Origin of the sequence: Bacillus sp. 007/AIA-02/001 (assembly GCF_004634455.1) — a bacterium.
Lineage (GTDB): Bacteria > Bacillota > Bacilli > Bacillales > Bacillaceae_G > Bacillus_A > Bacillus_A cereus.
Genome location: NZ_SEIY01000032.1, coordinates 1 through 22,994, shown reverse-complemented (window position 1 = coordinate 22,994; position 22,994 = coordinate 1). Strand labels below are relative to the sequence as shown.

Sequence of the window (22,994 nt, the reverse complement as noted above, 5' to 3'; positions counted from 1 at the left end):
TAGTGGTAAGGGGAATTATTCTTTCTGGGCTTCAAGATCAACACACTACTACGATATTGTGACTCTTGGTTATTACAATGGTCCTAACAAAACTAATCCGATTTCAAAAGCAAATGAAAAAACAGTTTATCATTACGCTCAGGGAGTATATCATCCATAAAAAAGAGCCAGCCTATAAGCTGGCCTTTTTTTATTTTATAGAAATATAGACGTTATAAGTCGTAATGTAGTAAGTTTTTCCTTTTAAATCGTATTCTTTATATTGCACGGATGCTTTCGGTTTAAATACTCAGTTTAGATATGATGAATTAGTAAATATAAATTAAAAGAAGCCACCCAACAGGATAGCTTTCAATGTTTATTTGTTAATGTACTCGTACCACCAGTTTCTTTCATCCATCCAAGCTGTAATCTTATCAAGCTCGCCATTAGGTAGTACTTCAGTTTGTAAGTACGCTAAACCAGTTAATGGATTAGAGACAACTTTCCCTTTTGTTCCACGCTCATTCATAGCATTTACGACTTCCTGAACCAATGAAATGCCAAACCCACCAGATTTAACGTATTGATAGCCACCATTAGCAACAGATTGTTCAATTTGTTCCTCTCCTGTAAACCAAGATAACGGTTTACTTCCAATCAATTGGTTCAAATCACACTTACCGATACCTGGTACATTACCTGTCTCTGTGTATTGCCAAATATCGCATGGATAAGCTGGCTTGTTACCGCCATAACGAGGGATCCAAACAAAGTCAGATTTTACATTTGCCATACCAAACGGAGCATACATATGATGACCAACGTATAAACCAACTTTCTGAGCACCTAATCGGCGTAGTTCATCAATAAATGCTTGTGTGCCCGCTCTCATATCATTCATTGTTTTTACTTCAACATCTGCAACCCAGACTGTCGCGCTCTTATCTCCACGGTTCCAGAAGTCACGAGCTTCTATTCGTGCATCATTTTCAGAAACAAATCGACAAAATGCATAGTTACCAAAAGGAATACCGTGTTGCTTCATGGCTTGTACATACCCTTTATACAATGGATCTACATAATTTGAACCATCTTGTACACGAGCGATGATGAAATCAATGTATTGCTTTGCTATAGGCCAGTTAATGTCACCATTCCATTTTGAAATATCAATAATTTGTCCCATTACTTAACATCTCCTTTTCTATCTTCTTGTTTTTGTTTACCGCCTAAAATCTCAACGGCATTTGTTAAAGCTTGCGGAAGCGGAATACCCATTCGTCCGGCATTTTCTAAAAGTGAAAGTAATTCATTACCCATGAAGAAGAAAATTGTCGCTTCACGAATAGCACTATTACTTCCTAACGCTGCATCTAATTGAGCTGCCGCTCCGACCAAAAGAAAAAGCACCACCTTTTTGGCGATGCCTTTGAAACCAACTTTACTTTTTAATTCTCCGTTATATCCTGCTGCAATCATGCCAGTTAAATAATCAATAACTGCCATCGTTACTAAGATTTTCAATGTTGCATCCCATCCTCCAAAAAAATACCCACAAAAGCCTCCAAATGTAGCTATAAATGCTTTCATTAATATATCAATACGATCCATCTTTCCATCTCCTTATTTATAATAAAAAAGAGAGACGCTTGTCCCTCTCTCAATAAGTACTTTTATTTTAGGATATTAAATCATCCCTTTTAATATTAAACCCAAGACTGACATAGTAATTGCGCTAATAATAATTCGTAAAATCCAAGTTGTATTCATGCTAATCTTTTCTAATTGCTTATTAATTGTAGCAATGTCTTTCTCATTAATTGTTGTGCGAGTTTCTAAAGTACGAATATCTCGCATAATTTCTTTTTGTTCTGCTTTTAAACTGTCGATTTTTACATATACATCTTCCACTGTATTCACATCCTTTTAAAATCTTAATAAAGCAATCTTTACATAATATGAGACAACCTTACTTATGGTGAATGCATCGCAGAAATTCCAAAACAAAAGTCGTATTTTGTGCAAAATAAAAAACAGCTTATGGCTGCTCCTGCTCTGTTTGTGTGTTATTTTTATTAGTTGGTGTTGGCGGTTCTTGAGATGGATAATTCCCTGTCAGCGATGTATAACACTCTAAACAAATATTCTTTTTCGCGAATCCCATATCTAGTGCGTACAGGCGCGCTCCGCGTTTACATATTTCGCACAACGTAGCAATTCGAAACTTTACTGTCCCATCCATCTCTCTCCATACTTCAACCCTGCTAATACCTTGTAGAATACCTGCATTATTTAACATATCAGCAGGTATTTGAACAAAAACCCCTGTCTCTGTTCGCTCTGCATCCACCAGCCTCCCCATAAAAGGAAAGCTTTCACCTGCTTGAAGTGGCATCATTTGATTCTCATTCATTCCTACTTCCCCTTTCTATCCAAGTGCGTTAAATTTCCAACCACTTGGAGTACTCACATAAAAACCTGCTCCAGCATTACCGTCTGTAAAACGAATATGCCCCCATTGTTGGAATCCACCGCCACCTAAGTTAATTCCCTGCATTGCTCGTATATTCCTAAAGATCTTCACTTCTTTTTCAGTACTTATATCAAACGTTTGTCCGTCTGGTGCTAGAGATATATTATTATTCACACCACCTACAGCAAGTGCGTTAAACGGCTGAATACCATCTGCTCTTTCTGCTGCAGCACGATCCCAATTATACATAGATGCATATTTGCCACTGTATAGCGTTACACCACTTACACAAATCGCTGTCCCTTGTCTCATGTCAGCATTTCCAGAGCAAACTTTAATAATCAATGCGTGTTCTTGTGGAATATAGTTTGTCGGGACTTTGAAAGTAAAAGAATACCTTCTGATTTCTCCGTAAAATGTAGACGGCTCAGGGAAGTCCATCTTTTGTTCACTCAATATGTCGTAACTAACATTGTCTCGGAATTTAACGCAACACACGTGTATTCTCGGTTTTCCTGTCTTTCGCACGCCATTTATCATGGCAGTTCTAAAGTGTGCGGATGCTGTATATTCGTTACCAGGATGTATACCATTATTCACGATTGCTTCTGGATAGTTATACATATCTACCCTTGCAGCATTCACCATTTGCTCGTAGTCAAATATATGTGTATTCTTTTCTATTATGACATTTCCCCATGACTTCCAAGTAAGACCATATCCACCTTCAAATCCATAATAATCGTTATGTCCGATATTTTTCTTTGTAACACTAGAAAAGTCTGGATCTGCTATTAGGTTTCGTCTTGATACCGCAGTTGTTTTTGTGCCCCATTCGTCTTGGAATAGGAAATCTAGCATTTTAACAGTTACACCATCTTTATCAATGGTTATCTTATCACCAGCAATTCTAATAAGATTTGTGTCAATGCCTTTTGCTGTTAACCATTTGACCATTGTATCGGCATTAATATTCAGTTTCTCAGCGTCGATTGTAATCTTACCAGGTGACATATTGATAGAAGTAATGATACCGTCTTTTAAAATTTGTGCTAAGATCCCTTCATCTAACACTTCTAACCTAGATTCCGTTTTCTTTACATAGGCATTATAAGTCTCATTTATAAACGTTTCTTGTTTTTCAGAGATGATTGAAACGCCTTTTTCAGTAGCACTAATACTTCTTTCTAATTCAGTTACTTTTTTAGTGTAATCTTCAGTTGCTACTCTATTAGCAATATCCTCTATCATTTTATCAACATCCGTTTGATCTTTCGGATGTAACCAAAATTCTGTAGCTACAGTGCCACGTTGTAACATAGGTGCAGCACACCATAAACGCCCATTTCTTGTAACGTAATAACGCCATCTCACAAACGCTGCATTGGCTGGTGCTTTATCTGTGCATACAGCACGAACCCATGTATGATTTACAACCTTGATATTCGTTCTAGCTGTTTTAATACGAGTTTTTTTATCAGTAGTCCACCATTCAATTTCAATAAATGCACCGCCACTATCAATAGGTGTTTTCCCATCAGTATTGAAATAACCCGATGCAACAAAATCTTCGTTAACCTGACACTCGATGAATTGACTTGTAAGTCCCCACCAACGATCTTGAGTCTGGCCAGTAACGGTAATTGCAAATGTATTCATACCTTTGTATTTTAAATTCGTATCAACAGAACCAGTAGCTCCATTACCACTATTCCAAAACCAATATTTTTGCCCTAACTTAAAATCAGCATCACGCAACTCGTTGACCGTACCTAAACCACCAACATAATCCTCAACATCTTTCTTTTTCATTGCTAGTTTCAATTCTTCAGAGTGTTGCTGTATGGTTGTAGCAGCCTGAGTTAATGTTTTCCCTTGCTCAGTTTGTGTTTCCTGTAATTTCTTAACGCTTGCAGTTGTTCCTTCTGCATTCTTTTCTACAGTGTTAACACGTTCATTAAAAGAGGTTTGTGTTTTTTCTACGCTCTCCAACTTCTCACTAATCTGGCCAGCTTTTTCTGTAATTTCAGTTGTGGTTTTCTTTAGATTATTAGTTGTTTGCTGCACCTCAGAGATTGTCTTTTTCGTAACTTCAGCAGTCTCTACCACTGTATTTAATTTTTCAGTGATTTCACCATCTTTTTTTGTTAACGATTCAATAGATTTAGTAAAGCTCTCGTTAGTTTGTTTTATTTCAGAAACAGTTCTATTAATTTCACCTTGAGAGTTTTGTACATTTTTAATAGTTTGCGAAACTTCTTGAAGACTATTTTTAACTTCCTTGAATTGTCCATTGGTTTCACTTTGCGCTTCTTCCACTTTTTTGTTTAATTCTTCTTTTGTGAGCTGAATATCTTTATTAACCTGCTCCAGTGTATCTTTTTTAATTGATTCCACATCAGGAATAAGAAGCTCCCAACCTTTACCGTTCCACACTTTTAAAATACCAGGTTTACCGTTACTAATATTTCGCCATAATGTTTTACCTACTATAAGATTGTCAATTGGTGGATTTTTAGCTTCAATAATATTTACCGTATTATTTTTTAGGTTTTCCTGGACCTTTTCAGCAATTTTCTTAGCAGATGCAGATTCTTTTTGAGCATCATTTGCTTTTTCAGCAGTCTCTTTAACCAATTTATCTAGCTGATCTAAAATTTCTTGTTTACTACCTAATGAAGCCAGGACTTTATTATAGAGCTTACGTAATTCCTCGTTTGGATCAACAATTTCACGGTAATCACCAAATACATATTTATCTTGCATCGGATCTTTAAATGACTCATCGCCAGCGATTGCTCGTGCTTCAAGGTATAACTTGGGTGTAAATCCAGTATCTTTAATTCGGATTGTATCTCCTTCATTAATTAACTCATGTCCCAATCCAAACACACGACCAATTGATTGTGCTTCAACTTCATAAGAAACAGATGTGTTTACACGTTTTTTCATCTCTGTTTTCATAAGAGTCATTAAACGGCCTGGAGTTATATCTTCTTCTGTCTCTGGAGTATAGAATCCGAATTTATGCTTTCCTTTTTCATTCCAGCGCTGGAACGCATCATTATCTACGATGTACGGCAAACCATTATTAATACTCTCAACTGTAATTATTTTATCTCCTTCACCTTTAACGAACCCTATAAGCGCTGTACAGATATTTTGAGAGTTTTCAATACGTTTGATTCCCATTAAATCTTTACCAAGAGTTACTTCTTTACCTATTTCTCGACCTCGCTTCTTAACCATATCCACATAACGACCAACGAATTGATTACTAACAACCTCAGCACGATACACAATTTCCAAATCAAAAAGAGAAGCGATATCCTTTAATAATTTAAGCGGATCGATAGGTTCATTGATAGTCATTGTATGAAAACCAGAGTATTCTGTACGACCTCGTTTCCACTTTGTCCCTGTTAAAGCTATGTCAATAAACTCATTGACCGTTTTCCCTTCAATTCGTTGAGGATTGATAACACCTGCTTTTGCTAATAAAATCCACTCACCAGATGCATAAGTAATTACGGATCTATCATTAGAAACTTTTTCAGCTTCAGTAATTACATACGGTACAATAACACCGCTACGCACCTCTTTTAATACTAAGTTTTGTTGCATGAGTGTAGCTGCTTGTTCTGTACCATCAGCCGTTGTAAAATCAAACTTATCAATATTGTTTTTGATTTCCCAATGCCGTTTATCATCCCAATAATCTTTAGATTGGATAGTGGAAACAATTTGTTCTGTTTGAAAATCAACAACATGAAGTATCCCACTTGGTGTTCTCATCTAAATCGCTCCCTATATTTAACCTTTGCTTTTCCTATATCAGAAGGAATAATTTCAAGTTTATTCGTACCTTTATTGATAACAGGAAAATTACTAAAAATATCTTTTATGTTAATAGCGTTTTTCCCTTCAATACTAACACGACTGTTTTCTGTATCAATCACGACTTTGTCACCAACATCGACTATATAAGGCGGTGTATTTTGATTATTTAAATTCACTTTCCAAAATTTCAAATCAGAAACTGTCATCGCTTCTACTGGCGGAACATCTTGCCACTGCATGATACTAATCTGTATTTGAGCTGCTTTTTCCATATGTTTATTGTCTTTATCGGTCCACCTTGCAAAGCGTTCTGAATCATCTTTTTCTGTTCCAGGAAGAAATTTTGAAATATAAGCTTCCCAATCATTACCGGTTCTAGCGATCCACAACCTACCATAATACTGATTCCATGTATTTGGATAATCACCACTCTCATAAATTAAACCTGTTTTTCCAGGCTTATTATCATATCCAATTACCATCGTTCCAAAATTTTGTTCAGCTTGCCAATAGAGGTCATTCATGGCAATTTTTGAAAGAACTTTGCTGTTTTCATCGAGTATCGCTATCTCAACTCGTCCCATTTCATTGATCGTTTTACTTTTACATGTAACGTGGGCTTGCATAATAAAATCTTGTACTGGCCCACCAGGGATACTCTTCTTAACAGCTGCACCATGCCATCCATTACCCGATCCATAGTCCGAACAATAGAATTGGTAACTATCTGTTTTCATTTCACCAACTGGATTACCGTCTTCCATAGAACTAACCTTACTCCATCCTACAGTTGTGGACATTTCATCCCATATAAGACGTTGATTTCTTTCTACAGGCAATTGCTCCAATTTTAATGGCATTCCAATACGGAAATAATTCGGCTCCTTTGCATATTTTTCTTCAAACCATACATCTAAAAAAGTATGTTGTTTTTTAATATCAATTTCAATAATCGGATTTGAATGTACCGAGCCTTTGTTTTGGACATTAGCAACTAACCCACTAACATCTTTTTTAAAATCAACCGTTTTCTCATTTCCTAACTTATACGGCATTGGACAAACAAAGTTCAAAGTACCTTTACCTAAAGTAACGAAATCTTCAGGATCAAAATCTTCATCAATAACTGCCAGGTATGTCCTATCAGGTGTTACATCAAAGACTAATTCAACAGGTTTTTCTGTAATTAACCACCCTGCTATTTCTTCTTTTAATGTTTCTAGGTCAGATCCATTAGGAACAATAATTCCGACCGGAACAGGTAAAACTCGCATTTCAGTTTCTGTCGTTAATAATCTTGCACCTGGATAACCTGGAACACTTAGAAATTTCCGTTTTAACGGCGCCCACGCTGGTCTTTTCCATCCCTTTTCTATTTGAACAAAATCTTTGCGTATGTCGTTAAATGTAAAAGAACTCATACAGTTACCCCAATTCTTTATAAAATAAAAGAAACCCAAACCTAAAAGTCTGAGTTTCTTTTTGCTTCTCTTTCTTGATATTCGGTTGTATAGCGATAAGTACCGCGTGCCACGTCTCTTCCTTCTAAATTAACAGGCACTTCAATAACTAAATCTCCACCAAGCATTGGAATGACTCCGCCGCCAGATGATCCTGAAGAATAATTAATCACTTGATTCGCAACACCAGCTGCCATAGCTTGTCTACTATTTGACATATTTCCATACACACCACTCATAACGGTCTTTAATCCTGCTAATTGACTTGCGGAACTAGCCATCATACGGCTCATATCATCCATTAATTGATTTATTTCTCCTGATATAGCAAATTGTTGTCGTGGCATTGCTGCTACTATTCCTGCACCAATATCTCCAAGTGTCTTTTTATTTAAAGGTAAAACCGCTTCTTTTCCAGCTTCACCTGCACCTTGCAAGTTCCCACCATTCATTCCAAATATAGTCGGTTTAGTGAAGATACCACCTTTTGCGTGCCAATCTATATTGAGTCCAGAAGGGAATGTAATATCCTTCCCTAAAATATTTTTCGTACTAGTTTGCAAGCTAAAGTGTGGAAGAGGTGGCATTTCAGGTTTAGGAATCTTTAACTTCAAGTCACTAAAGAAACTCTTGATCTTCCCAATAAATTTTTCTACGCTGTCAACTGCATCTTTAATTGGATCAATAATAAAACGTTTAGCTGCTTCAAATTTTTCTTGAGCTGCATTCTTTACAGAATCAAATTTTTCCCGCGCTGTGTTGTACATATCATTGAATTTCTCTTTTGCAGAATTATAAGCTGAAATAATCGGTTCAACGATGTATGTGTAAACCATCTTCCAAGCTTCAAGTGTATACCCTTTTATTTTCGCCCAATTTCCTAATATCCAATTGGATAAATCATTTAACTTTTCTTTTGTTGCATTCCACAATTCCTGAACAGGCTGAATGACATATTGTTTTACTAAATTCCATGCTGCAGAAGTATATGATTTAACTGTTTCCCATTTCGAATTTAGCCATGAAACTAAATCGCCAAACTTTTCTTTTACTAAGTTCCAAGTATCTATGACAGGTTGAATAATATATTGCTTAAATAGTCCCCAAGCGATTTGCGCCATAGCTTTTGCAATTTCCCATTGTGTACCAAGCCAAGTGACCATTTCACCGATTTGTGTACTTACCCAGTCGTAAGCTTCCTGGATTGGCTGGATAATGTACTGACAGATTGCTGCCCATGCAATTTGTGCACCTGCCTGTATTAACAACCAACCAGCTTCTAAAACGGTAGAAACTGCTGAAATAATTGGATCTAAAACAGTAAGAATTGTATCCCATGTTTCTTGCCACGCCTGCGTTAGTGTTCCCCACAATTCAGACGCTGTTTCAACTAAAGAAGACCACCAAGAGGAAGCTGTTTCCACAATTCCGGACCATAAACTACTAAAGAATTCACCTATCGGATCAAAGAAACTATGCATCATTTCAGTGAATGAAGCCCAAGCTCCAGAAAAGAATTCAACAATAGAATTCCAGGTAGTACTACATATATCCCCTATACTTGTCCATAAATCGCTAAAAAATTGACCTATCGGATCAAAAAAGGTATGCATTGTTTCTAAAAATGAATTCCATGCTTCACTAGAGGATTGAACGATGCCATCCCAAAGTTCTATTAAATATTCTTTAATAGAATTCCACATATCTATAGTCCATTGTTTTATAGAATCCCAATTTTGATAGATGGCAATTCCTAAAGCGACTATAGCCGCAATAATAATCGGAACAATAGCAACTATTCCTAATGCCGCTGCTGCTCCGATTTCAAATACACTCATGACCGCCATAACTATAGGAGCAAGCGCCATAACTGCACCTGAAATTACGCCAATAGCTATTGCAACAGCTGTTAATGTGGCTGCTAATTCTGGGTTATTAGAAATCCATTCAGCCACTTTTGAAATGACATCTGCTATAACACTAAGAACCGGCTGAAGTGCAACTTGTAAATCTTGCATCGCCTTTTGAAATTTAACTGCTGGGTTTGAATCCATTTTTTTAATAGAGTCATTCAATTTGTCCTGTTGCTTTCCAAAATCGACTGTTTTATCTTTCGCGCCTAGTAAAGTATTAATGATGTTTTGTCCTTGATCCTCATACATTGTCATTTTGTTATCGTAAAGGCTTTTTATCCTCTACTTCCAGGGATTTCTCCGCATTATAGGATGTTAACTCATCCTCGGTTCAGCATATATTTTCAACCTATAGGGTTGTCGTTCACTCGTGGGAGTATTTTATTCTGTAATACAGTTTCAACTCCTATGCGTTACGGTGAGCCACATCTTTTAAAATGTGCTTTACCACGGTATCGGCGTATGAATTACAACAAAAAAGAGCACTTATGATAAGTACTCTTGATTGCTTTTAAATGTTATAAATTGTTGTCTTGTATTATTTCTCAGACCATATATCAAATGAAATTTGTTATGACAATTATCACAAAGTGTAACACCATTATCCAAATCGATTCTTTTTTCTACACACCAGCTATATCCATCCAAATGATGAGCTACTAAAGTTCCACCTTTGCTATAACCGCAGCATTGGCATATGAAATTATCTCTTTCATAAACTTTACGTCTCCACACACCATAACCTTCTATCAAACGTCCGCTTTCTCTGTCTTCGTTTGTTTTGTTAGGATTATAATTGGGGTTATCTTCTCCAAACCTTTGCACTCCATACATCCCATTATTTTCCCCGCTAAAATCCAATGTAGAAAGGATGTTGGGATTTTTATCCGTGCGAAAGTTGTGTTCCATGTGACAATCAAAACAAATTTTAGAATGTTTATTTGCAGACGTATATCGTTTCTTGCATATTCCACATTCTTTATTGTATTTTAGCTTGTCTCTTTTTCGTTCACAGGACTTACAATAACTCCAATGTTTGCGTTTCCCTGCCTGCAACCTTATGTTAAATTCGTTCAACTGCTTTTCTTCTCCACAACTTGCACAGTATTTATGGCCGTCTTTGGGTTTGGGCTTTAATGGTGTCTTTCTTCTCTTTAGATTTTCACAATACTTACATCTATTTCTATGTCCATCTTTCTTACTCTTGTCCTTAACAAATTCATTAATATGTTTGGTTTCATTACATGTTTTACAAGATTTATACATAATAATAAACCTTTCATAGTTTCTCTTTTAAAAATTTACGACCCATCACTTTCCATATTATAACATATACGAATGTATTTCACTTAGCTTCTACCGTTTTTGAACGATTTTACTTCGGCACAATTTATCATCTACCGAAAAATTTAACACCTAATTCATTACGCTTGGTTTCATCATCAACTTGCGATAAGGCTTGTGCAATCTCGGTCATAGCTGCTGAACCTTCTTTACCACCATTAGCTACAGCTTTACCCCATTTTTCAACCTGTTCTGCTGAAATTTGTGTACCTTCAAGAGCTTCTTTCATAGCCTTATCGACACCTTGACCGAATTCAGCAGCTTTTACACGACCTTCTTTCAGTCCATCTAGCAAATTATCGATATTCCAGGTTCCTGTTTCAACCCCAGCTGCCATAATAGCTTGCACTTCTTCAGCATTGTATCCTGCTCTCGTCAACTGTCCACCATATTCAGCAATAATATCTAATTGTTCTGGTGGGAATCCCATTTTTAGTAATGCATCCGCCATCCCAAGAGCGCCCTCTTGGGAAATCCCTAATTCATTTCCTATTTCATTTGTTTCTTGAATTAATTCAGTGAAATCTATACCTGCATATGCTTTAGAAATAACAGCTGCGCTTTTTACAAATGAAGCATTTGCTTCATCACTAACATTTTTATTCAAAGCCCATTGTCTTCTTACACCCTCAAGTGCTTCTTCTGCATCTAATCCATAGGCTGAAATTCCTCTCACAGCATCCTCAACTGATTTTTTTGAAGACTCAGGAACATCAAATCCTATTTCAATTTTTGTTTTTAACTTTGACATATCAAGCGCTTTTTCAACAGCTGCTGCCATTCCGCCACCAGCTGCCATTCCACCGATAACATTTTCTAATCCAACTTTTAGACCTTCAAACTTTTTCTCAGTTCTTCCGGCTTCTTGTTGTAAATCTCTCAGTTCATTTCGTACTTGCTGAATTGAATTACCAGCATCTACAGATCGTAGTGCTCGCTGTAATTTCTCTATATCTGTTTCTGCCCCTAATGCTTCGCGGCCAATAATTCCAATCGCTTGCTCTAACTGACGACTTGTAGCTGTTCCATTTCGAATTGCATTCACAAGACGATTTCCTAATGCTCCTGCAAAATCATCAACGCTTTTTCCTGTAGCTCTAAACAATGTTTCTAATTGCCTTGTGGAACTCGCTACATTCTCTTGCTCAGCTTTCATGTTTCCTAGTTTATTTTTAAGACCATTAAGTGACCCTTCTGTAAATTCAATCTCACGTCTAAATGCACGATACTGTTCTTCAGAAATTTTACCGTTTTGGAATTGAGCTTGTACTTGCTGTTCCGCTGCTTTCAATTTATCTAGCTTTTGCGTTGTATTTTCAATCTGTTGCGTAAGTAACTGTTGTTTTTGCGCTAATGCTTCCACATTACCAGGATCAAACTTTAACAACCGTTCAACGTCTTTAAGTTCTTTAGTTAAATCATTACTTCGTTTATTTACATCTTTTAATGCGTTTTGAAGTCCTGTGGTTTCTCCGGCAATTTCAATCGTAATCCCTTTAATTCTTCCTGCCATTTTCTCACCCCTTCCTTAGAATGAATCGAAGTCTTTTTGACCTGCTTTTCTAACTTTTTCTTTATCTGGATTCTCTAACTCAGCGAATTCAGCAATGTAATCAAAACAATCACCAATTGTCATATCTTCTAAATCCCAGCTTGTTAATTTCGCTTTATAACAAAGAGCAAGAAACAGTTCAGTAGTAAATTCCTCATCACTGAATGTCCCTTGCTCTCCATTATTTTTCTTTATTTTTTTTTTGCTCCCATAGTAACCTGAACTAATTCCATGACCGCAGGCATAATTTCTTCAATTGGGAATTCTTCAAATTCATCTAGCCACGTCATAGGATCAGGAATATTAGGATCAGCCGTTTTAGCGTATAACCACGTTAAGTCATAAATAAGTTCAAAATCTACTTTACTCATATCGACATTAGACATATCAATAGGTTGTTCTGCCCCATTTGATGAAGCTAAAGCATTAATTGCCCCTAACCCCATCAAATCTGCAAATAAATTACGTCTGAATTGCGCTTTATACCGCTTAACCGTAGCTGCTGTAGCTTTTAATTTGACTTGTTTTCCATCGATTGTAATTGTCTTTTCCATTTACTTACGCTCCCTTTGGTGCTGCTGGTTTTTTTACGTACACTTCTTTGTACCAGTTATCGTAAATTGCTTGAGTCGTTTTAGAAGTTGTTTTTGTTTTAACCATTGGTCTTCCGCCGGGAACTAAAACAATTGGACTAGAAACAAACTTCAATTCATTTGTATTTGGTTCGGCTGAATTTGTTTTTGTTTTAGAAGCGATTGTCGGACGACTCGCTGCACAGTTATACATAACGTGTCTAGTTGCGTTCACATCGCCATCGAATTCAAAGAGTAATGCAAATGATTTTCCTTTGGCATCAGCTAACTCATTTAATACACCGTCTGTTTCATCTAATTGCTCACCTAATGCATCGATAGCAAATTGTTCCGGAATAGTTGCAATAGATAGCGTTCCATCATAACCTTGGTTATTACTTGCTGCGTAATAAAGCATGTCATCAGCATAAAATTCAATTAAATCACCGCGTGGTTCAAAAGTTAATTCAACTCCACCAGGTAGTGGAATCGGCGCGCCAAACTTTACTAAAAAATCTTGAATATCAATTGGGACATAATGTACATTCTTCAAACCAAACGTAACTTTATTTTCTTTAGTCATTTATATCAACCTCGTTTCATATATTTTTTGATACATTTTTTCAGATTCAATAAAAGTCCCGTACGAGTCATAAGGAATATCATGATCGTCTAGGACTTTTTCAAGTTTTGCTTCTGCAACCAAATCTTTTCTAGTTGTATAAAGCTCAATATTTAAATCGTTTATCTTGTGATACACCTTGTTATCAGCCATTATATTTGCTGATCCATCCACAAGGAAACAAATATATGGAGGACTTGGCACAAGATTACCTGGTGTTGCTGTGAAATGCGAATAAGCCACAGGATAACCTGTAGCTTCAAGAATTTTTGTTAATTCAACTAATGTCATTGTTGAACCGCCCTTTCGATACGTCTTGGCAATTCATCAATTACATACTCTTCAACTGGACGGATATGCACCTGTGCTGGAACACGTCCACCGCCAACTTTCGCATGTCCTTTTTCTAAAAGGTGTGTTAGTTGCCCTTGTGTATTATGAAGAACAACACCTTTACCTTCTTTTTTCTTACGCCATCCTTTACGATAAGCACCTGTTTTTTTAGGGCTTTTTTGTTTTAATTTATCTACAGCAATATCTCCTACTTCATCGATTTCATTTTCTAAGGTTACTTCCACAACATTTGCATATCTTTGTAATTCTCTAGCAAGATCACTCGCAAAATCATTCATATCAAGTATGCTCCTTTGCTATAATAGTCAATGTTTGATACATTTCATCATCATTCATTGGCGGTTCAATAATATCGAAGATACGACCTTTCAAATTGATTCGCATTTCTTCTGTAATATCAGAAGTATAAGGAATCACAAAACGATAAACCCTTGTAGCTTGTGAAGCTGAAGCTTCAATATACTCAGATCCCTTCACCGTTTTTATCATTGACCAAGCTTTCTTTAATTCATGCCAAGATGTTTCAATTAATTGGTTTAATTCGTCTTTTATTACTTCAGGTTGTTCAATGATAATTCGATTTCTAAAATCACCTGTATTCAGTGGTTTTTTATACTGAAAAGGACGCATATTAATCACCGTCCAATTTAATTTCATCTAATGCTTTATCGATACCTAAACTATTAATCTGACTTAAAAAATTCTTATCAAAATACTCTAATGCATCGTTATAAACATAACGAGAACGTTCAAATACTAATTCTTTGAACTCCTCGTCTTTATTTAAATCATAATTCCCACAAACCCTAAGTAATGCCTTGTTAGACGTAGAAAGGATGCGCTTTAGGTTATCATCTTCCCCATCCCCTAAGTGCATCCTATCTTTAAATTCTTGTAATATTACATCTGAAATTACTGTATCCATTCACATCATCCTTGTGCTGGTGGCGTTGGCGTTTCTTCAATCTTCAATGTATAAACTTGAGAAGCATATTTATCTTTTGGCTTACCTGTAGCGTATTGTTTAGCAATATAAACTGTTGCGTCTTCTAATGCTAGAGTTTCTTCGAACTTTTTAATAGGCTCTGTGCCACCCATCGCTGCAACATACTGACCTTTTACAAAGAACAATACTTTCCCTTGTGGCACAAACACGGATTCCGTAGGGATTGGATTAAATGGCAAGCTTGTTACATATACCCCAGCTGCATTTTGAATTGTCGCGTTTGCTTGAATATCATAAGTATCAAATGGATTTGTTACCATAACTACTTTTCCAGCAATGTTTTTCGGTCTATCTGCATCTGAACCATCAGCGTTTAATTTTTTAGCTAGTAATTTAACTACACCTTTTAATTCATTAATTGTTTTACGACCTGGTTCAAACGTTAAGGTCCCAACTGGTTTTTTATCTGGATACACTCCATTTGTAACACTTCCACTAGGATCTTTTAATAAACCGATAGGTTCATTTTTACCTGTACCAGCTACAAATCCGCGTTCTAATCCCACTGTCATCGCTTCTGTAATCATTGTGCGAACATATCGTTCTACCCATACTGGACCAAGTTTTAACATGTCATTCGCTAATGGAATAAATGCCGTTAATTTAAGTTGTGAAATGCTATCTTTACGGAATGTAGCATTTAATTGACCTTTAATACCATCAAATAATGGCCCCCATACCGCAGCGCCTTCTGGATCTCCATAAACGAATTCTGTTACTGCACCTAAATTCTCTAAACCAATATGTTGTAAGAAAGGATGATCTTCAACTAAGTCATCAAAAATACGTTCTTGAGTTGTTTTAGGTAAAGTTTCAGTAGACTTAAATCCACCTTCTTCAACTACTGCATTAAAGAATTTCATTTCTTCACTTGTTAATACATTAGCGCCACGAGACTGCATAATAGAACGATCTACCATTGATTCATTTACTTGATTTAAAATATCTGCTCGTACATCTGTAGCAAGTGCTCCAATCATAGAATTTAATGCTGCTGTTTGTTCTTCTGGAGTTCCCTCCTGTGTTGCTTTCGCAAATGCTAGTTTCTTTTCTTCAAAATTATTAAATTTAATAACCATATTTTATTTTCCTCCTAAATTTAAAAAGAGCGTACTCAGATTCTGTTTTGTATTAACAGGCTCTTGAATAGGCTCTTTTGGATTTGTATTTTTTTGTAAATCATTCAGAATTTCGTTTTTTAGTCCTAATAGTGCAGCGTTTAAATCTTCTTTTGTAATTCCTTGGTCCTTGTTCATTGTTCCATTTCTAAAACCATCGATTACTTTTGGTGGAAGCATGGCAGCAGTAGCAGTTGAAGCTGTCATTTTAACTGGGTTCTCCATAAACATAATTTCATCCACAAAATTATTTTCTAATGCTTGTTGTGGTCCCATCCATGTTTCATCAGCCATCATATTAAGTAGCTCTTCTTCTGATTTACCACTTTTAATGACATAAGCATTTACAAGTGTACGATCAGTTACTTTTAACATCACAGCTGCTTTTGACATATCACGATGATCTCCACCACTCAACATAGAAGCGTTATGAATCATAATCTGCGCTGTAGGGGAAATACGAACCTTATCACCAGCCATCGCAATAATAGAAGCTGCACTTGCCGCTAAACCAACAATTTGAACTTCCACATGACCAGGATAATTTTTTAATGCTGTGTAAATTTCCGAACCCTCATCTACATAACCACCAGGACTATTGATTGACACAATTAAATCCTCACTATTTGCGTTATCAAGTTGTTTTGTAATCTTCCCTGGGCTTGTCGCATCCATTTCAAACCAATCATAAATCCAAGCTTCATCATTTGAAATAATTGGCCCTTTAACGTCAATTTTCACCGTCATTTGTATTCTCACCTCCTTCAGATTCAGTTAATTTCGTATAGTTTTTCGTAATATGATGTGTATTTAAATTAGGATCATCTGAAATTTCATATCCTACTTCTAATCGAATTTCATTTCCTGTAAATGCACTTGAAGAAATGAGTTTATCAATACTTGTAGCGAGATCAAATATACTTTGATAAGATACAGCTTTAACTTCAATTTTTTTACCTAAAAGATACTCTTCTTTTTCAAAAAATTTAACGTTAGCTTCATCAGAAATCTTTTTCAACAAAGGTTTCACTGTGAAAAGCATGTAGTTTTTAGTTTGTTTTTCTACATCAGCCATTTCACCATAGATTAAAGCTGTAGGTATCCCCATTGTCATTGCTACTTGATTTAAAAAACCATTTGTAACTTTATTTATTTCTTCCACACTAGGGCCATTAGCAGATCCATTATAAACTTCTTTGTACTCAATTCCTTTTTGCTGCGGAACAATAGCAATATCTTTCTTACCAATTACTTGATACATGTCATCTATGAATTTCTGTAACTTATCCACTTGTTCTTGTGTTTTAGCACCGATCATATCCATATCAACTACGCCACGAATTTGATTTTTTCGTTTCTGAGAACTTAAAATTCTTCCGAATAAGTCGCCATAATCAGCAAATAGTCCATCGATAAGTGGTGATAACTTATCATTTCGATATTTCAAATGGATAACTTCACTTTGTTTAAAACTTCTCTTAAACTGATAATCTTTTACTGTGACATTCGTAAAGGTATCTTCAAACACAGCATATTCGTTATGTTCAAAGTCATCAGCAATAAGTAAATCGCCATCATCAGCTTGAATAGCTAAACATTCATTATCATAAACAAGCTTTCGAATGAATATTTCCCAAAATGTACTTGCTGTCATATTCTTATTAGGTCTAACGTTTAGCCGGTAGTAAAGTTCATTCTTTTCAAATTCTTCACCATTTTTAACTCTAAATTCTGACTGGCTAATTGTTCTACCTAAAAAGGATATACAGGTATCAATTGCTAGTCGTTTCATGTGGACCCTATTCGCTGTATCCATGAACATATCTACATCAAACATAAATGTTATTTCTTTGTTTTTGTTTAATACATCACTAATCCATCCAATGATTTTCACCCCCTTTATTAGAACTTAATATCACCTATCATAAACTCAACTTCTTCTTCAAGAACATTATCCGCTTGCCATAGTGCATGAATAAAAGCTTGGAATCCATCTGTTTTGCGCTTGAATTCATCTTTCTTCAGATATTCTTTATTTCCGTCTTTTTTGATGTGAACGTAGACGTTGTTCGTGTACCAACGCATTAATGGATTATCACCAAAGATAATACGATTGTTCGCAAATAACGTTTCAACTCTTGGGGCTAATAGAGAATGTATTGCCTTTGGATTACGAATGTATAACAATGTGAACCCTTCCGCTTCAAGTGCCGTTTTAACCAAGTCTAAACGGAATGTATCGGCAACAATTGTATTTACTCCATACACTTCACGCATTTTCACAAACCAATCTACAATGTGAGAGATATTAATAACTGGCTCGTCCACAATAGTTAATAAACCATTTTCAGCCCATTCATAAATAGGCGCTTTTAATTTTACTTTGTCCAAGAATCCTTTACGTACAAATGAATGACCCTTCCATATATAATCTTCACCATGTTTAAATAGTAAACCAACAGCCGCGAAGTCCTTAATACTGGCGAAATCGAGTCCTCCCACAGCTACTTTATGTTTTAAATCAGGAATCTTTCTGAGAGTTTCTCCATCTTCTTCAAAACCAGTACGCATTATTTCTTCCCAAGTAGCAACAGACTTTGTTAAATCTACTTCTGGTAAATTCATTCTTTTAGTCATGAAGTTTTCTCTGTTAGATGGATCATTTTCAAGGTTTTTATATTGTCGCATAACCTTTTTGAACAACCCTCTAGCATATTGACTCATAGGCTTACTAAACATTGGATTTGCTTTTTCCCACATCTCTGGATCGTCTACTTCTTCAGCGTTATCAAGCTTACAAATAAAAGGGAACAACCTATCTTCTTTTTCTTTACCTTTCAAGATGTTCATTGCTCGTTCTTTCATCTTGTCAAGGTAACCTTCACGAACAAAACCATCTGTGGTAATAAAAAATTCCCTAGAGTTAGGAACTTTACCTAAACCACTAGAGAATACCTCTACAACATCGCTATTTTCATACCTATGTATCTCATCGTAAATAACACACCCGTCCCTTAACGAGTCTTTACTCCCTGCATTAGACGTATGAAATTCAAAAGTCGAACGAGTAGCTTTATTTGTTATCAATTGTTTTGTTGATACAAATAACTCGTCTAATATTTCATGTTTTTTATTCTTTTCATAAACATCTATAAAAGAAGTTTTAGCCTGTCTTTCTGTATTAGCAACTACTGATACGTTGTAATGCTCAATACCGTGCAATTCGCTAATAAAGAAATGTGTCAATGCACTAATCAATCCGTTTTTACCAGCACCCCTTGCCATCATCCAAAAGTGTTGATCAAAATAAACATCCTCATATTCATCAAACAAAAACACAAATGCTATTAAAAATTTTTGAAAGGAATTTAATTTGAAATGCCACTTTTCTATGAAAGTTACACATTTATGAATTAAATCCATATCGAAATGTAGATCATTACGGGTTAATATATCTTGCTTTAAATAATGAATAAGCATGATGCGTTCTTTATTTAATACTACTGTTCCCGTTTCATATAGTTCTATATATTCACTTACATACTTATGAACAATCATATTAAATCACTTGCTGAATACTTCTTAATTTCTTTTTTATTATTTCCTTCTGGCAACAAATCTGTTAGCTGTTTAATGACCCTTTGATATGATTGATCACGGGTATTATATAGCCGGGCAACAGGTCGTTCTCTTTCATACGGCTCTGTTTTATCAGATTGTGAGAACATTTCATAATCACCATTCTCAGATATATCCATCCACATCTCATTCAATAAAACTCGTAATCTTGCTGCCTGAATAATTAGCCCTTCAACTACTTTCAACTTACTAGGTGGGATTTCTTTAAATAATCTTTTTAAACGATTTTTTTCTTTGTTAACTAGCACCTCACGTTCATCTATGTCCGCCATAATATCACCTCGATTCAATCATATTTTTATGTTGGGTAGGGGTCCTATGCGATACTGCTTAAAAATCTGGAAAAACGACCCCCTCCTCCGGTGCCCCTTAGAGCAATTTTTGATGAAATATTTTAAGGGGGGGTGTTATTATCGAATCATTTTTACCACTTTTCATCGTTTTCCCATTTGTTTATCTTTTTAACAAACACTCTACCGTGTTCTTTATTATGGCAATCTACACATACTGTTTCGAGATTGTCTTTGTCTAATGCAAGTTCTGGATGATGTTCGAGTTCTTTTATATGATGGACAACTAACTGTATCTTCTTACGCTTTGCACTCTCACTGTATTCATTGGTGTCCACTCGAACACTACCGTTACGCTTACACTCTTGGCATTCATAGTTGTCACGCTTCTTTACTTGCTCACGTATACTCTTCCACTCACTACTGTCATAGAACTTACGCTTCTGTTGTTTGGTTTTGTATTCCTTCATTAATCATTGCACCACCATCCGTACAACGTTTGCACTGTAATCCATCCTTAGTTCTAGCTTGTTGCTCAGTGTATTGCTCTGTATATCCACATGATACACATCTAAACTGTACAACTTCTTGATTTCTTTTTCTCTTTAATAAGTCATCAATTAGTTTATTAATTAGACTTACATCAGCTTCTTTCTTTGCCTTTGGTGTTGTGTTTCTATGAAACTCTTCTAACACTTCAACGATTGGTGGTAATGTTTCTAAATCTACATACTCTTCAATATCATCCACACCAATAGTATTAAGGATTGTGCCAAGAACAATTGCTTTCTCAAGTTTGGTTAATTGCATCTCTTCTTTTCTCCTTCCTCGATCTTTCCACGGAATTGAATATCAAGACATTTCTCGCAATAAAAACTCCCCAAGATATGGATAGATACTTGTCTGCTATCAGCTTGTATCTGTGTTGTTTTACTATCCATCAATCGATATCTATGTTCACATTCTTTAAGTTGATTAATATTTTGTTTATACTTCTCTAACTTAAACTTATCTACAAACGCACCTTTACATTTCGGACAAACAGTAACTTCTTGATATTCATCTTCTGGTGCTTGATAAGTTTTAATTTGATAGTCACAAGCTAAACAGCATCTTGAAATATTACTCATCCACCCTCACCCCTTACACTTAAATCCTTTCTCCATTTATCTTTTTCCAGTAATTCTTTTATTGATGTTTGCATGAGATATTCCACAGAATAAAACATAGGTTTCTCGCCATACAGCTTATAATACTTAACATCTATTCCAGACTTTTTGTGCGCTTTTTCAAGTGGTTTAAGGTATTTGATATATGCTTTCTTATCAATAGACATAAGACCAAGTGCAGCAATCTTACCGTTTAAAACGCTCGCCAATTATCCTCACTCCTTAACTTTCCTTAGCATGTTCTTGAAACAATTGTATTTGCCGTTGGTTGAATTCTAGAAACAGCTTCACTAATTGTCTTCCCATCTAAAACAGTAGGAACTTTTACTGTGATGCCATCCAATTCACTCTTACCTGTAAACTTACCCATAACCTTTTCTAACTTCTCGAATACCTCCACACATTCGTTAGCAGCTTCGGTTACTTCTTTAATTCTTTCTAATGCTTCATTTGTTTCAAAATTACTTTTCTGTTTGTGCATTATGTTCGCCTTAAGACCTCCCTCGTAACCAAACCTGTAACCTTTCGTGCAGCCGTTATTGTATCCTCTTTCTTCAGCTTCCCATACAAGAGATTCGAATTGCTTATCCGTTAATATTTTCAATCTTCATCCCTCCAAAATAAAAAGCACCCGAATGGATGCTTTTTTTGTAGATTATTAATTTGTACTTTAATTCTGGTACGTGAAGTTTCATCCTTATTCCAATCACCTAATGATGAACCGCTGACATGCATCACCAATATTAAGGAACTGGAAGAAGAGCAAAAGCTCTCCCTAATAACGGTAACATTCAATCACTACCATCTGCTGGTTTCGGATTTTATGTGCCATCATTACGAAATCGATTAGACAACATATAGTTTATAAAGGAACATTATGAGTTGTGTTTTCCGCCACTTCTCACAATACAAATATATCATGTTGATTCCAAAACAACCGGCACATTTCCTGCCAAAAAGCGGTCACGACTCTGCCACTTATTCTTCCCTTACATAGTTTATAAGCAAATCGTATGGTGTACTTCTCAATAGATTTGCTTTTATTTGTTTGCCACCTGTATCGTAATCAGCAGAAAACAATTCAAAGAACGCATCTTTTTGACGTTTTGTAAAGCTTTTCCACAAACTAGGTGCTACCACCAAGTTTTCTGTGTAAGTTGGCAAAAAATTATTAATATATGTTTTGAATTGCTCTTCATTTAAACCTTCTAATTGTTGAGCGTAATCCTTGAAGAAATCAGTATCATCATTTATCCAGCTAAAAATGAAATACGATTTACCATTATTAGGAATAATGGTAAAGAATAATAATTTTATCCTTTCATCTTCCTTAGAATATATATCATTCATTTCATTCCCTTTAATATCATGAGTTAACGTAAATCCTCCACAAGCTGCCATACTTATCTCATAGTCGAACGTAAAAGTTGTGGATTGAATCATATCATAGTTCTCATTAATTAAAGCGTCATCAAAGAACTTCTTGTACACAGATACATCATTTATAGATAATTCTGTATATCTATATTCTGCTATACGAATCCTATCCTTCGTCAAAGTTGGTCTTACTCTGAATTGTTGTTTTGACACTCCCACGGCTAAAGCCGCAAGTCCTACACCTTACGGTGTAATGGATGGGATTCTTGAATGACTAAGCATT

25 protein-coding genes and 1 pseudogene are annotated in these 22,994 nt (G+C 35.7%); all 26 read right to left on the bottom strand.

The window, feature by feature from the left end; translation table 11 throughout:
- Positions 1–358: 358 nt before the first annotated feature.
- The 26 genes and pseudogenes from ES895_RS28470 to ES895_RS28345 all read right to left on the bottom strand — a co-directional run bounded on the left by ES895_RS28470 (position 359) and on the right by ES895_RS28345 (position 22,735).
- A complete protein-coding gene (locus tag ES895_RS28470) occupies positions 359–1,168 on the bottom strand; it encodes a GH25 family lysozyme (RefSeq protein WP_098218237.1) in 810 nt (269 codons plus the stop codon).
- The gene (locus tag ES895_RS28465; protein WP_000373853.1) at positions 1,168–1,593 is read right to left on the bottom strand and encodes a phage holin family protein; all 426 of its coding nucleotides are present in this window, start codon (positions 1,591–1,593) and stop codon (positions 1,168–1,170) included. Before ES895_RS28465 ends, ES895_RS28470 begins: the two co-directional genes overlap by 1 nt.
- A 75-nt stretch (positions 1,594–1,668) precedes the next feature.
- Positions 1,669–1,893 carry a hemolysin XhlA family protein gene (locus tag ES895_RS28460; RefSeq protein WP_098255274.1) on the bottom strand — a complete coding sequence of 75 codons (225 nt, stop codon included), beginning with the start codon at positions 1,891–1,893 and terminating at the stop codon, positions 1,669–1,671.
- 127 nt (positions 1,894–2,020) lie between these two features.
- The gene (locus ES895_RS28455; protein WP_097998516.1) at positions 2,021–2,395 is read right to left on the bottom strand and encodes a hypothetical protein; all 375 of its coding nucleotides are present in this window, start codon (positions 2,393–2,395) and stop codon (positions 2,021–2,023) included.
- Positions 2,396–2,410: 15 nt separating this feature from the next.
- Positions 2,411–6,250, bottom strand: a complete 3,840-nt coding sequence (locus ES895_RS28450; RefSeq protein ID WP_135238855.1) for a phage tail spike protein — start codon at positions 6,248–6,250, stop codon at positions 2,411–2,413.
- Positions 6,247–7,716, bottom strand: a complete 1,470-nt coding sequence (locus ES895_RS28445; protein WP_098279947.1) for a distal tail protein Dit — start codon at positions 7,714–7,716, stop codon at positions 6,247–6,249. The genes ES895_RS28450 and ES895_RS28445 overlap by 4 nt, the downstream gene beginning before the upstream one ends.
- A gap of 41 nt (positions 7,717–7,757) precedes the next feature.
- Positions 7,758–9,923: a phage tail tape measure protein gene (locus tag ES895_RS28440; protein WP_135238854.1), complete on the bottom strand. Its 2,166-nt coding sequence runs from the start codon at positions 9,921–9,923 to the stop codon at positions 7,758–7,760.
- Positions 9,924–10,154: 231 nt separating this feature from the next.
- A complete protein-coding gene (locus ES895_RS28435; protein WP_065223376.1) occupies positions 10,155–10,934 on the bottom strand; it encodes an HNH endonuclease in 780 nt (259 codons plus the stop codon).
- A 133-nt stretch (positions 10,935–11,067) separates the two neighbouring features.
- Positions 11,068–12,525 (bottom strand): annotated as a pseudogene (locus ES895_RS28430) (phage tail tape measure protein); the annotation flags it as partial.
- A 230-nt stretch (positions 12,526–12,755) separates the two neighbouring features.
- Complete coding sequence (locus ES895_RS28425; protein WP_098279945.1) at positions 12,756–13,118, bottom strand: hypothetical protein; 363 nt, start codon at positions 13,116–13,118, stop codon at positions 12,756–12,758.
- A gap of 4 nt (positions 13,119–13,122) precedes the next feature.
- A complete protein-coding gene (locus ES895_RS28420) occupies positions 13,123–13,719 on the bottom strand; it encodes a major tail protein (protein WP_135238852.1) in 597 nt (198 codons plus the stop codon).
- On the bottom strand, positions 13,720–14,049 hold the full coding sequence (locus tag ES895_RS28415; protein WP_135238851.1) for a hypothetical protein: 330 nt from the start codon (positions 14,047–14,049) through the stop codon (positions 13,720–13,722).
- Complete coding sequence (locus ES895_RS28410) at positions 14,046–14,390, bottom strand: HK97 gp10 family phage protein (protein WP_135238850.1); 345 nt, start codon at positions 14,388–14,390, stop codon at positions 14,046–14,048. The genes ES895_RS28415 and ES895_RS28410 overlap by 4 nt, the downstream gene beginning before the upstream one ends.
- A gap of 1 nt (position 14,391) precedes the next feature.
- Positions 14,392–14,742 carry a phage head closure protein gene (locus ES895_RS28405; protein WP_135238849.1) on the bottom strand — a complete coding sequence of 117 codons (351 nt, stop codon included), beginning with the start codon at positions 14,740–14,742 and terminating at the stop codon, positions 14,392–14,394.
- Between the two features lies 1 nt (position 14,743).
- Complete coding sequence (locus ES895_RS28400; RefSeq protein WP_135238848.1) at positions 14,744–15,037, bottom strand: hypothetical protein; 294 nt, start codon at positions 15,035–15,037, stop codon at positions 14,744–14,746.
- A gap of 5 nt (positions 15,038–15,042) precedes the next feature.
- Complete coding sequence (locus ES895_RS28395) at positions 15,043–16,197, bottom strand: phage major capsid protein (protein ID WP_135238847.1); 1,155 nt, start codon at positions 16,195–16,197, stop codon at positions 15,043–15,045.
- A gap of 3 nt (positions 16,198–16,200) precedes the next feature.
- Positions 16,201–16,983: a head maturation protease, ClpP-related gene (locus ES895_RS28390; RefSeq protein ID WP_135238846.1), complete on the bottom strand. Its 783-nt coding sequence runs from the start codon at positions 16,981–16,983 to the stop codon at positions 16,201–16,203.
- A complete protein-coding gene (locus ES895_RS28385) occupies positions 16,967–18,130 on the bottom strand; it encodes a phage portal protein (protein WP_135238845.1) in 1,164 nt (387 codons plus the stop codon). The genes ES895_RS28390 and ES895_RS28385 overlap by 17 nt, the downstream gene beginning before the upstream one ends.
- Positions 18,131–18,138: 8 nt before the next feature.
- Entirely contained in the window at positions 18,139–19,794 is a 1,656-nt protein-coding gene (locus tag ES895_RS28380) for a terminase TerL endonuclease subunit (RefSeq protein WP_135238844.1), read from the bottom strand.
- On the bottom strand, positions 19,791–20,147 hold the full coding sequence (locus ES895_RS28375) for a hypothetical protein (RefSeq protein WP_000763337.1): 357 nt from the start codon (positions 20,145–20,147) through the stop codon (positions 19,791–19,793). Before ES895_RS28375 ends, ES895_RS28380 begins: the two co-directional genes overlap by 4 nt.
- A gap of 152 nt (positions 20,148–20,299) precedes the next feature.
- Positions 20,300–20,635 (bottom strand): HNH endonuclease, encoded by a 336-nt coding sequence (locus ES895_RS28370; protein WP_098257085.1) that lies wholly within the window; start codon positions 20,633–20,635, stop codon positions 20,300–20,302.
- The gene (locus ES895_RS28365; RefSeq protein ID WP_098257084.1) at positions 20,601–20,975 is read right to left on the bottom strand and encodes a hypothetical protein; all 375 of its coding nucleotides are present in this window, start codon (positions 20,973–20,975) and stop codon (positions 20,601–20,603) included. Before ES895_RS28365 ends, ES895_RS28370 begins: the two co-directional genes overlap by 35 nt.
- Positions 20,966–21,295, bottom strand: a complete 330-nt coding sequence (locus ES895_RS28360) for a zf-TFIIB domain-containing protein (protein ID WP_098257083.1) — start codon at positions 21,293–21,295, stop codon at positions 20,966–20,968. The genes ES895_RS28365 and ES895_RS28360 overlap by 10 nt, the downstream gene beginning before the upstream one ends.
- Positions 21,292–21,543, bottom strand: a complete 252-nt coding sequence (locus ES895_RS28355) for a hydrolase (protein WP_098257082.1) — start codon at positions 21,541–21,543, stop codon at positions 21,292–21,294. Before ES895_RS28355 ends, ES895_RS28360 begins: the two co-directional genes overlap by 4 nt.
- Before the next feature lie 23 nt (positions 21,544–21,566).
- Positions 21,567–21,938, bottom strand: a complete 372-nt coding sequence (locus ES895_RS28350) for a hypothetical protein (protein WP_340637650.1) — start codon at positions 21,936–21,938, stop codon at positions 21,567–21,569.
- A 374-nt stretch (positions 21,939–22,312) separates the two neighbouring features.
- Complete coding sequence (locus ES895_RS28345; RefSeq protein ID WP_135238843.1) at positions 22,313–22,735, bottom strand: hypothetical protein; 423 nt, start codon at positions 22,733–22,735, stop codon at positions 22,313–22,315.
- Between the last annotated feature and the right edge of the window lie 259 nt (positions 22,736–22,994).

Bases quoted from the DNA above. Each gene is read 5' to 3' on its own strand.
- ES895_RS28440 (WP_135238854.1), bottom strand. From the start codon at position 9,923: ATGACAATGTATGAGGATCAAGGACAAAACATCATTAATACTTTACTA.
- ES895_RS28465 (WP_000373853.1), bottom strand. From the start codon at position 1,593: ATGGATCGTATTGATATATTAATGAAAGCATTTATAGCTACATTTGGA.
- ES895_RS28345 (WP_135238843.1), bottom strand. From the start codon at position 22,735: ATGGCAGCTTGTGGAGGATTTACGTTAACTCATGATATTAAAGGGAAT.
- ES895_RS28455 (WP_097998516.1), bottom strand. From the start codon at position 2,395: ATGAATGAGAATCAAATGATGCCACTTCAAGCAGGTGAAAGCTTTCCT.
- ES895_RS28375 (WP_000763337.1), bottom strand. From the start codon at position 20,147: ATGGCGGACATAGATGAACGTGAGGTGCTAGTTAACAAAGAAAAAAAT.
- ES895_RS28400 (WP_135238848.1), bottom strand. From the start codon at position 15,037: ATGGATACAGTAATTTCAGATGTAATATTACAAGAATTTAAAGATAGG.
- ES895_RS28445 (WP_098279947.1), bottom strand. From the start codon at position 7,716: ATGAGTTCTTTTACATTTAACGACATACGCAAAGATTTTGTTCAAATA.
- ES895_RS28390 (WP_135238846.1), bottom strand. From the start codon at position 16,983: ATGACGGTGAAAATTGACGTTAAAGGGCCAATTATTTCAAATGATGAA.
- ES895_RS28405 (WP_135238849.1), bottom strand. From the start codon at position 14,742: ATGCGTCCTTTTCAGTATAAAAAACCACTGAATACAGGTGATTTTAGA.
- ES895_RS28370 (WP_098257085.1), bottom strand. From the start codon at position 20,635: ATGAAGGAATACAAAACCAAACAACAGAAGCGTAAGTTCTATGACAGT.
- ES895_RS28450 (WP_135238855.1), bottom strand. From the start codon at position 6,250: ATGAGAACACCAAGTGGGATACTTCATGTTGTTGATTTTCAAACAGAA.
- ES895_RS28425 (WP_098279945.1), bottom strand. From the start codon at position 13,118: ATGGAAAAGACAATTACAATCGATGGAAAACAAGTCAAATTAAAAGCT.
- ES895_RS28395 (WP_135238847.1), bottom strand. From the start codon at position 16,197: ATGGTTATTAAATTTAATAATTTTGAAGAAAAGAAACTAGCATTTGCG.
- ES895_RS28360 (WP_098257083.1), bottom strand. From the start codon at position 21,295: ATGAGTAATATTTCAAGATGCTGTTTAGCTTGTGACTATCAAATTAAA.
- ES895_RS28410 (WP_135238850.1), bottom strand. From the start codon at position 14,390: ATGAATGATTTTGCGAGTGATCTTGCTAGAGAATTACAAAGATATGCA.
- ES895_RS28415 (WP_135238851.1), bottom strand. From the start codon at position 14,049: ATGACATTAGTTGAATTAACAAAAATTCTTGAAGCTACAGGTTATCCT.
- ES895_RS28470 (WP_098218237.1), bottom strand. From the start codon at position 1,168: ATGGGACAAATTATTGATATTTCAAAATGGAATGGTGACATTAACTGG.
- ES895_RS28435 (WP_065223376.1), bottom strand. From the start codon at position 10,934: ATGTATAAATCTTGTAAAACATGTAATGAAACCAAACATATTAATGAA.
- ES895_RS28380 (WP_135238844.1), bottom strand. From the start codon at position 19,794: ATGATTGTTCATAAGTATGTAAGTGAATATATAGAACTATATGAAACG.
- ES895_RS28420 (WP_135238852.1), bottom strand. From the start codon at position 13,719: ATGACTAAAGAAAATAAAGTTACGTTTGGTTTGAAGAATGTACATTAT.
- ES895_RS28365 (WP_098257084.1), bottom strand. From the start codon at position 20,975: ATGCAATTAACCAAACTTGAGAAAGCAATTGTTCTTGGCACAATCCTT.